Raw genomic sequence first — 2,120 nt, 5'->3', positions numbered from 1 at the left:
GGTCTCGTCCAGGAGGACCGAGCCGTCCCGGGCGTCGAGCGCCACCAGCGCGGAGCGCCGTCCCAGGTCGCCCGAGGCGAGCGGACGCTGCACGGCGGACGCGAGCGCCGCGGCGTCGACGCGGGCGGACCCGACCGTCGCGGGATCGTCGTCGGCGATCGCCGGCGACACGAGTCCGACCGGCGCTGTCACGTACTCCGGGCCGCACGGGCCGTCACACAGGACCGCGTTGAGGTCGCCGCGGGCGTAGAGCCAGCCGATCGACGCGAGGGTCGCCAGGACGAGCACCGGCAGTACCCAGGCCGCGTGCACTCTCTCCCCCCTGCGGGCGCCGCGAGCCGTCACGTGCGTCAGACTATGTGACACCCGCAATCTGCTAACCCGGAGGAACCGTGTTTTTCGACGTCACCGTGGAGATCCCCAAGGGCGAGCGCAACAAGTACGAGGTCGACCACGAGACACACCGGGTCCGACTCGACCGGTTCCTGTTCACGTCGATGCAGTACCCGACCGACTACGGCTACATCGAGGACACGCTCGGACTCGATGGCGACCCGCTCGACGCGCTGGTCCTGCTGCCGGTCCCGACCTTCCCCGGCTGCCTCATCGAGTGCCGCGCGGTCGCGATGTTCAAGATGACCGACGACGCCGGCGGTGACGACAAGGTGCTCGTCGTGCCCAAGGACCCGCGCTTCGACGACATCCAGGACATCGGCGACATCTCGCAGTTCACGCTCGACGAGATCAAGCACTTCTTCTTGCACTACAAGGACCTCGAGCCCGGCAAGTTCGTCGAGGACAACACCGAGTGGGTCGGGCGCGCCGCCGCCGAGGCCGAGATCGAGGCCAGCGTCAAGCGCTTCCAGGAAGCCTCTCACTGACCCGCGGCGGGCGCGCCTCGGTGCGCCTGCTGGTCACTCGTCGCGGCGCGTCCTCACCAGGCCGGCCAGGATGACGCCGAAGACGTCCATGTCGATGCGCGGGTCGAGCGCGCGCAGGCCGCCCAGGCCCGCGCCCAGCGCCAGCAGCGCCGTGGCGACGCTCTCGATCGGGATGGTCGTCTCGAGTCCGGACTCGGCGACCGTGACCTCGATCAGCTGGGCGATCAGCCGGCGCACCTCACGGTGTCGCTTGACCAGCTCGGAGGCGACCCACGGGTTGTGACGGGCGACGGCGGCGAACTCGACCTCGAGCGAGGTCCAGCGCGGTTCGCCCAGCCCGGAGCGGGACCACTCGACGAAGCTCTTGACCCGCTGCTCGATCGACGTCTCCTCGGCGAACACCGACTGCACGAGGCGGATCTTCTCGGCGTGGATCACGTCGAGCACCGCCATGCAGAGCTCTTCCTTGCCGGCGAAGTTCGAGTAGACCGCGCCCTTCGAGAAGCCGGCCTCGAGCGCGACCTTGTCCAGCGACGTCCCGGAGTAGCCGACGTCGAGGAACATCGTCGTCGCCACCTCGATGAGGCGTTCACGCGTCTGCTGCTGGCGTTCAGCGCGACTGACCTTGGTCTCGGGCACGATCGTGACCTCCCTTTCGCATACCGATGGTATCCGAAGATCGCCACCTCTCGTCCTCCGTTTCGTTCCGCGGTCCGTCGCTAGAGTCCAGCCATGACCTCACGGGCCCTGTGGAACGCGATCGAGACCCTTCACGGCGGCGTCTACTTCGCCCCCGACGCCAAGGAGCGGTACGCGGCGGTCGGGCTCAAGGGGTACTGGATGGGCTACTTCGCCAGCCGGTCGGCGGCGCTCGGAACTCCCGGCCCGGAGTTGGTCGTCGCGACGTTCCACGGGTTCGCCCCACACCTGGTGCATCGGGCCATCCCGGACGCGTGGGCGCTCGCCGACCGGGACGACGTCCTCGCCGCGCGACACGCGCTGGCGCGCGACCTGCTGGCACCGGTGAAGGACACCGCCGCCGAGCTGGCACCCCACGTCCGTGCGGTGCTGCGAGGCGTCGACTGGGCGGGCAGGCCACTCGCCGCGGCCCATGCCGACCTCGCACCGGCCGACGATCCGGTCATCGACTTCTGGCAGTCCCTCACCGCCCTGCGCGAGTACCGCGGCGACTGCCACCTCGCGGTGCTCACCGCGGGCGGCCTCGGCGGCGCGGCGGCG

Annotated in this window: 3 protein-coding genes and 1 pseudogene; 2 read left to right on the top strand and 2 right to left on the bottom strand. The window is 70.0% G+C overall.

Annotated elements, in window-relative coordinates; genetic code table 11:
- Nucleotides 1–345, bottom strand: a 345-nt coding sequence (locus RT323_RS16580) for a hypothetical protein (RefSeq protein WP_313410394.1), incomplete at its 3' end; no start/stop codon positions are given.
- Between the two features lie 47 nt (nucleotides 346–392).
- On the opposite strand from RT323_RS16580, the gene RT323_RS16575 reads away from it, so the two are divergent.
- Nucleotides 393–881, top strand: coding sequence for an inorganic diphosphatase (locus tag RT323_RS16575; RefSeq protein WP_313410392.1), 489 nt, complete (start codon nucleotides 393–395; stop codon nucleotides 879–881).
- Nucleotides 882–914: 33 nt separating this feature from the next.
- On the opposite strand, the gene RT323_RS16570 is transcribed toward RT323_RS16575, so the two are convergent.
- Entirely contained in the window at nucleotides 915–1,520 is a 606-nt protein-coding gene (locus RT323_RS16570; RefSeq protein ID WP_313410390.1) for a TetR/AcrR family transcriptional regulator, read from the bottom strand.
- Between the two features lie 93 nt (nucleotides 1,521–1,613).
- Here RT323_RS16570 and RT323_RS16565 point away from each other — a divergent pair.
- Nucleotides 1,614–2,120, top strand: a pseudogene (locus tag RT323_RS16565) (hypothetical protein); the annotation flags it as partial.

The organism is Aeromicrobium sp. (genome assembly GCF_032084975.1).
Classification (GTDB): domain Bacteria; phylum Actinomycetota; class Actinomycetes; order Propionibacteriales; family Nocardioidaceae; genus Aeromicrobium.
The sequence above is the reverse complement of the archived record's forward strand: the minus strand, read 5'-3'. Positions and strand labels throughout refer to the sequence as shown.